The organism is Kitasatospora sp. NPDC001660 (assembly GCF_053596725.1).
In genome coordinates this window covers 1-7,267 of sequence record NZ_JBSFGU010000105.1, presented here as the reverse complement: position 1 = coordinate 7,267, position 7,267 = coordinate 1, and the positions used below count along the sequence as shown (strand labels likewise).

The following is a 7,267-nucleotide window of genomic DNA, read 5'->3' as shown; positions in this document are numbered from 1 at the left end:
CCTCGTCGGCTTCCAGGGCTGGGACGCCTGCAAGCAGGCCTGGACCGGACTCGCCAAGCTGGCGACGGGCCTCGCCATCACGTCGATCCCGGGCGTGGGGGCGACGTTCTGGTCGATGCCGGACAAGGACCTGCCGTCGTGGCTGCGCGACTCGCGCACCGCGGTGAAGGAGACGGGCAAGGCGCTGGTGGCCTGGGACCAGTGGAGCTCGAACCCGTCGCGGGCGGCGGGCTCGGTCACGTTCAACGTGCTGACCACGGTGTTCACCGGCGGCGAGGGCGCGGCGGCGGAGGGCGCGGGCAAGGCGGGCGCGATCTCCAAGGCGCTGTCGATCGCGGGCAAGGCCGGCAAGGTCATCGACCCGATGACGTACGTCTTCAAGGGCGCCGGCTTCGGCATCTCCAAGGTCGGCGACGTGATGGCCGGCCTCAAGGGCATCACCGACATCAAGATCCCGAAGATCGCCGACGGCGCGTTCGCCCTGCCCGAGGGCGCGGTGAAGATGCCGGACGGAACGATTCACCTCCCGAAGGGCGCCGCCATCCCCGAGGGCGCGATCAAGACCGCCGACGGTGGGATCAAGCTGCCGGAGAAGACCGTCGAACTCCCGCCCGGAACCGTTAAGTTGGAGCACGGCGGCACCGTCGAGTTCATGGACCCCCACGGCAACGTGTACGACGAGGCCGGCAACCTCCGCCAGCACGGCGACGAAGCCCCGAAGGACGGCGGCGACCACGCCGGCGCGGACCACAACCCGGTCAAGCCCAACAGCCCTGTCCCGGCGAAGGTCAAGGTCCCCGAGCTGGTGGGGGTCGGCGGCAGGGACGGCGTCGTCAAGCTGAGCTCGGACGTGTCCGGGCCGCTGCACGTGCCGGACCACGTCCCCGATCACCTGACACCCGGCGGTCACGCCCCGGACCACGTTCCTGACCACCTCACCGGTGGCCACGACCTCTCGCCTGGTGGGCACGCCCCCGAGGGCCCCCGCAACGACCTCAACCCGTCCGGCAACGGCCACGACACCCCGGGCACGCCCGGCCACGACACCCCGACCACCGGCGGGCACGACGGCACGGGCGGGCACGACGGCGGCTCGACGGGTGGCCACGACGGTTCGGGGACCGGCGGGCACGACGGTACGGGCGGGCACGACGGCGGCTCGACGGGTGGCCACGACGGCTCCGGCACGGGTGGGCACGACGGCAACCACCCGGGCACCACCGACGCGGAGCGCGCCGCACAGCGCGCCGAGTACGAGGCCGCTCGCGAGAAGCCGTACGACGACCGGACCCCGGAGGAGAAGGCCGCCATCACCCGCGAGCACGTCCGGCTGGCCAACGAGGACCCGGCCTGGCGCGCGGAGCACTACGACAAGTACTTCCCCGGCAAGCGCAACAGCGCGACCGAACTGGTCGACGGCCAGATGCTGCCGATTCTCAAGCACACCGACAGCGGCTGGATCGCCGCCGACGACATGTTGCACGCGAACCCGAGGGAGTTCCACCTCGACACGCCCCACGAACCCGTGGCGGGCGAGCGCGGAACGGTTCCGGCGGGCAACCTCGACGGTCTCGACAAGGTCGCGCGCGGCCGTGAGGCGTGGATGGACCTGGAGAAGGCCGAGGACGCCTTCAAGCACGACGAGTCCCCGGAGAATGCGGCAGCCGTGGCCAAGGCCGAGGAGCACTTCTACGCCACGGTCGATGACGGCATCGCCCCCAACAGCGGGGTCTCCGAGACCCTCGGCGAGGAAGCCGCACGTCAGCACATGCTCCAACTCCCGGAATTCAAGGGATACAAGGAGATCCACCTTCCCGACACCCCGAACGGTGCGAAGCGGTTCGACCAGCTCTGGATGAACGAGGACGGAAAGCTGATCATCGTCGAGGCGAAGGCCCCCAACGGTCAATTGCTCTGGCGTCACAGCAACGGCGACTACTTCCAGGTCCCCACGAAGGTTCAGCAGGGGACGATCGAGTACGTCCACACGATCGTGGCGGACATGGAAGAGCGTGCCGCCATGGGTTCCGTGGAGGACGGCAAGTACGCCCAGCTGATCAAGGACGCCATCGACGACAGGAGCTTGCAGTACGTCCAGGTCAAGGCCCGCGAAACTGCCGGTGAGTATGCTGGGGCCGACCTCAAGTACTTCAAGTTGTTCAAGTGAACTCGAAGGAGAAGGAGATCGCGTTGGCCTCGATCATCAGCCGCCACCCCTTTCCCGTCATGGGGAACGCGGAAGCGGGCCTCGCCATGCTCCAGGAGGACGTCGAGCGGCGGCTGGAGAAGGCCGAGACGAACGGTGCCCTTCTGGGCGACGTCCTGGGCACCACGCTCCGCATCGCCGGCGGCCGCAGTCTGCTGGACCCCCAGGCGTCGATCTTTCCCACCTGGGACGCCTGGGTGACCGCCATGCAGGTCGGCTCCGCCGTGTTCGCCACCGCGACCACGACCGAGGACCACGTGGTGTGCCGCATCGCGCACAAGGACCGCACGTTCCCGGCCACCGGTGGCCACCGGCACGTGAATCCCGGCACCTGGCTCACCGCTTTCTACCTGGCAGCGGCGTGCCGTGAGCGGGAGAGGCTCACCGCCCTGAGCAAAGTGCCGATCCCCCTGCTGCGGGAGAACGGTTCGGCCTTCCCGGAGTACTACTACATCTGGATCGACACGCTCCAGACCTACTGGCAGGGCGGCAGCGGTCTCGGCGACAAGCTGGTCGCGGCGATCAACGCGACGGACCCGGAGACCGTCGCCGACCCCGTGCCCGTCCAGCACCTGATCTACCCGCCGATGGAAATGCTCCACCGCATCCTCCGGGACGACCGCGAAGGCTTCGGCCGGGCCCTCACCAACGCCGTCGAATGGCACAAGCGGTACTGGAGCGAGGAGAGCCGGGAGACCCAACTCGCGGGCGCCGTCGCCATCGCCCCGCTCGCGATGGCCTGTTTCGCCCACGACGCGGGGTTCCCCATCGAGGTCGAGTCCGAGTACCTGCCCAAGGCCCTCATCGGCCGCAACTGGTGCGGCGAATTTCCGACGTAGGCCGCCTGCGCCGCCGCCTGCATGTTCGTGACCAGGTCGTTCAGGGCCGTCGACAGATCGCCGGCGTGCCCGCCGACGATCTTCAACTGGCCCTGGACGCCCTGCGGCTGGATATCCCAGTCACCCGCCATGTCGAGCTCCCCCGTTGTCCGGGCCTATCCGTACCTGGTGGATCGACCCGTGTCAGCCGATGCTGTCGACCGCGGACTTGGCGCGCGAGCGTCCGCTGCGCGGTGCCGTCGTTCCGACGGCCTCCCGGAGGGCCTCGGCGACCGGCACCGTGATGGCGGCGGAGTCGTCGGGGCGACGGGTGTCATGGCGTGGAACGCGCGTTGTCATGTGCTACCGGCTCTTCCTAGGTGGGGAACTCGCCGCACCAGTCGCGCTCCAGGAGTGCGATGGGCAGGTACTCGGACTGGACCTCGATGGGCGTGCCGGTGTCATAAGCGAGGCAGGCCATGGCGAGCGGGGCGAGGGCGACGAGGCCCGAGGACCGAAGGGCCCGGTCCTCCTTGCTCCAGTACTGCTTGTGCCATTCGAGGGCGTCGTTGAGGGCCCGGTTGAAGCCGGCGTGGTCCCTGCGGATGAAGCGGTGGAACAGTTCCATCGGCGGGTAGACCAGCAGGCCGACCGCCTCGGGGTCGGCAACGGTCTCGGGGTCGGTGGCGTCGATCGCGACCGTCAGCTTGGGGACGAGGTCGGGGCCGCCGTTCCAGTAGGTCTGGAGCGCGTCGATCCAGGCGTAGTCGAACTCGGCGAAGCCGGAGCCGGATTCCCGCAGAAGGGAGAGCGGCACCTGGCACAGGGCCGCGATCCTCTTCTTCTCCCGGCACACCACGGCCAGGTACAGGGCGGTGAGCCACGCCTCCGGGTTCACGTAAGGAAGCACGCCGGTGGCCCGGAGCACGCGGTCCTTGTCCGCGATGCGGCACTGCACGTGCTCCTCGGTCGTGGTCGCGGCGGCGAACACGGCGGAGCCGACCTGCATCGCGTTCACCCAGGACTCCCACGTGGGCAGGTGCGACCCCTCCGTGTCCGGCAGGCAGTGGGACTTGGCCAACGTGACGGTGAGGCGCAGCGCATCACCGAGATCGGTGGAGTCGTCCTCCAGCCCGTCGATCAACGCCTGTGCATTCTTCTGGAGGAGGGCGAGGCCCTGTTCCGCGTTCCCCGTGGGGAAGTCATGGCGCGGAATGTGAGTCGTCATGTGTCGTCGGCCGGCTTACGTCGGGAACTCGCCGACCCAGGTGCGGTGGACCAGGTAGTGCGGGAGGTACTCGGACTCGACCTCGATGGGCATGTCGGCGTCGTAGGCCAGGCAGGCCATGGCGAGCGGGGCCAGGGCGACCAGGCCGGCGGCGCTGAGGGAGCGGGCCTCGTTCGCGGTCCAGTACTCCTTGTGCCAGGTCAGGGCGTTGACCAGGGTCTGGTTGAACGACTCGGTCTCCCTGCGCAGGTAGAGCTGGAACAGTTCCAGCGGCGGGTAGAGGATCTTCAGCATCAGTTCGGTGCTGGCGATCCGCGCGTTCTCCGGGGCGGTGCCTCGGACGGCGGCGACCAGGGGGTCCCAAAGCTGGGGGTCGCCGGACCAGGCGAGCTGGAGGGCCCGGATCCAGTCGTAGACGTAGTCGTCGAACTCCATGCCGGACGCCCGGATGAACTCCACGGGGATCTGGGCGAGTTGGTTGATCCGCTCGTCCTCGCGGCAGATCACCGCGAGGTAGAAGGCGTTCAGCCAGGCACCCGCGTGCAGGTAGTCCTGTGGCCCGGTCGCGGGCAGCCTGCGCACCTCGCCCTCGGTGCCGACCATGCATTCCACCGGGCCCTCCTGCGCCGTGCCGGCGGCGAACAGCGCGGATCCGGTCTGCATGGCCACGACCCACGCCTCCCAGGTTCCCAGCGCGCCGCACTTGGGGTCCTCGACGCAGTGCCAGTCGGCCGCGGCGAGTGCGAGGTCCAGCGCGTCAGCGCGGTCGTACTCGGAGGTCTCCATGCCCTCGACGGCTTCCTCGGCGGACGCGACGACCGGTGCCATGGCCTGGGCTGCGTTGTCCGTGCGGAAGTCGTGGCGTGGAACGTGCGTTGTCATCAGCTCTCCTCCGGCTAGATGTGGAAGTGTTCGAGCGTGGCGCCGGCATACGTGCCCTTGACGTCCTCGTTCGCCTTGACCAGGACATACTTTAGCTTTCCGGCCTTCAGCGCAGCCCGGAGCTTGGTGGCGATCTCGGCGTCCGTGCCACCTCGGGCCGTCATCTCGGCCAGGATCGTCCGGACGTACGGCCGGGTGCCCTGCTGGACGCGCATGCCCTGGGCCCCGCCGTTCTCCAGCGTTCCGTCCGCCAGCTCATCCAGCGGGTCGGGGTCGGCCTTGCCGTGGCGCCAGTCGGGATCGTTCTTCGGGGCCTTCTCCTCCACCAGGAGGTACTCGCCGTTGGGGAGCTCATACGCCCCGTCGAACATGTTGGCGCCGTTGCCCGTCTTGGGCAGCTCGATCGGTTCCGCGCCGCGGAACTCGTGCGGGATCACGTGCTTGACCGCGGCCTGGCTGCCGAACTTCTCCGAATGCTCGCTGTTGTTGGCGACGCCGGGGAGTCTCTTGTCGTACGCCTTCTGGGCCCTGTCGAGCTCCGCGTGGTTTGCTGCGGTGTCGCCCCCCGGCTTTTCCAGCGCCCTTTCTGCGTTGGTCAGGTCCACCGACACGCGACGGTCTCCCGCGGCCTTGTTGAGATCTTCGAGGGCCCCGTCGGGGACCGTGTCGAGGCCGAGCGTCTTCTTGCCGAAGGTGGTCGCCTTCGGGGCGTTCGGGAGGTCGTGGACGGCGACCAACTTGCCGGTGGGGTCCTTGGCCAGCTGCGGGAGCTCGACACCGTCGACCTTGGCGTCGACGCGCAGGCGCTTGATGACACCGGCCTTCGTCTCCAGGTAGTGCTGCTTGAACCACTCCGGGTTGTTCGCCAGTTGGACGTGCTTGTCCATCAACTCCTTGGCCCGCTCCGCGGTGATCTCCTGCTCACCTTGGTGCGTGCCGTTACCCGAGTTGTCGTGGCCGCCCGCGGAACCGCCGTCGTGTCCGCCCGTGGGCGCTCCGTCGTGACCACCGGTGGAGCCACTGTCGTGCCCGCCATGGCCGCCCGTCGAACCGCCGTCGTGGCCGCCGTGCCCGCCCGTCGAACCGCCGTCGTGACCGCCCGTGGTCGGGTGGTCGGGAGTGCCGTTGGTGGCCGGCGTTCCGTCGTGGCCGTTGTGCGGGGCGTTGAGGTCGTTGCGCGGGCCCTCGGGGGCGTGGCCGCCGGGGGTGAGGTCGTGGCCCTTGCCGAGGAGGTCGTCGGGGACGTGGTTCGGGACGTGGATCGGCTCGGAGATGTCGGAGCCGAGTCTGATGACCTTGTCGCCGTCGCGGGCGCCGACACCGACGAGTTCGGGGGTCCTGACCTTGGCCGGTGCTGGGGCCGCGGTGTCAGGCTTGACGGGGTGGTCGTTCGCGCCCGGGACGTTCTCGGCCTTCGCGCCGGATCCGCTGTGGACCTTGTTGCCGTTGTGGTCGTAGATGTTCCCGTCATGGTCCAGGTACTCGACCCTGCCGTTGTGCTCCATCTTGACGGTTCCGGGCGGCAGTTCGACGGTCTTCTCGGGCAGCTTGATCCCGCCGTCGGCGGTCTTGATCGCGCCCTCGGGGACGGCGACGTCCTTCGGCAGGTGAATCGTTCCGTCAGGCAGCTTCACCGCGCCCTCGGGCAGGGAGAGCGCCTTGTCGAGGTTGATGCTGGGCATCTTGAAGTCGGTGATGCCCTTGAGGCCCTTCATGACATCGCTGACCTTGGAGATGCCGAAGCCGGCGCCCTTGAAGACGTACGTCATCGGGTCGATGGCCTTGCCGACCTTGCCCGCGACGGACAGCGTCTTGGAGATCGCGCCGGCCTTGCCCGCGCCCTCCGCGGCCGCGCCCTCGCCGCCGGTGAAGACGGTGGTGAGCACGTTGAAGGTGACGGCGCCGGCGGCGCGGGAGGGGTTGGATCCCCACTGGTCCCACGCCAACAGCGCCTTGCCGGCCTCCTTCGCCGTGGTGCGGGACTCCCGCAGCCAGGACGGCAGATCCTTGTCCGGCATCGACCAGAACGCCGGGCCCACGCCGGGCATGGAGGTGATGGCCAGGGCGGTGCCCAGCTTCGCCAGCCCGACCCAGGCCTGCTTGCACGCGTCCCAGCCGTCGGTGCCCACCAGC

Annotated in this window: 6 protein-coding genes and 1 pseudogene; 2 read left to right on the top strand and 5 right to left on the bottom strand. The window is 69.1% G+C overall.

Annotated elements, in window-relative coordinates; genetic code table 11:
* On the top strand, nt 1-2,167 hold a 2,167-nt coding region (locus ACWCXH_RS39420), incomplete at its 5' end, for a hypothetical protein (RefSeq protein ID WP_449806337.1).
* Nucleotides 2,164-3,045 (top strand): immunity 49 family protein, encoded by an 882-nt coding sequence (locus ACWCXH_RS39415; RefSeq protein ID WP_449806336.1) that lies wholly within the window; start codon nt 2,164-2,166, stop codon nt 3,043-3,045. The genes ACWCXH_RS39420 and ACWCXH_RS39415, both read left to right, overlap by 4 nt.
* A 53-nt stretch (nt 3,046-3,098) precedes the next feature.
* Here ACWCXH_RS39415 and ACWCXH_RS39410 read toward each other — a convergent pair.
* The 5 genes and pseudogenes from ACWCXH_RS39410 to ACWCXH_RS39390 form a co-directional block, all read right to left on the bottom strand.
* Nucleotides 3,099-3,176, bottom strand: a pseudogene (locus ACWCXH_RS39410) (hypothetical protein); the annotation flags it as partial.
* A gap of 52 nt (nt 3,177-3,228) precedes the next feature.
* Entirely contained in the window at nt 3,229-3,384 is a 156-nt protein-coding gene (locus ACWCXH_RS39405) for a hypothetical protein (RefSeq protein ID WP_449806335.1), read from the bottom strand.
* Between the two features lie 16 nt (nt 3,385-3,400).
* Complete coding sequence (locus ACWCXH_RS39400; protein ID WP_449806334.1) at nt 3,401-4,252, bottom strand: immunity 49 family protein; 852 nt, start codon at nt 4,250-4,252, stop codon at nt 3,401-3,403.
* A gap of 15 nt (nt 4,253-4,267) precedes the next feature.
* Nucleotides 4,268-5,134: an immunity 49 family protein gene (locus tag ACWCXH_RS39395; RefSeq protein WP_449806333.1), complete on the bottom strand. Its 867-nt coding sequence runs from the start codon at nt 5,132-5,134 to the stop codon at nt 4,268-4,270.
* Nucleotides 5,135-5,148: 14 nt separating this feature from the next.
* The coding region (locus ACWCXH_RS39390; protein ID WP_449806332.1) for a hypothetical protein at nt 5,149-7,267 on the bottom strand (2,119 nt) is incomplete at its 5' end.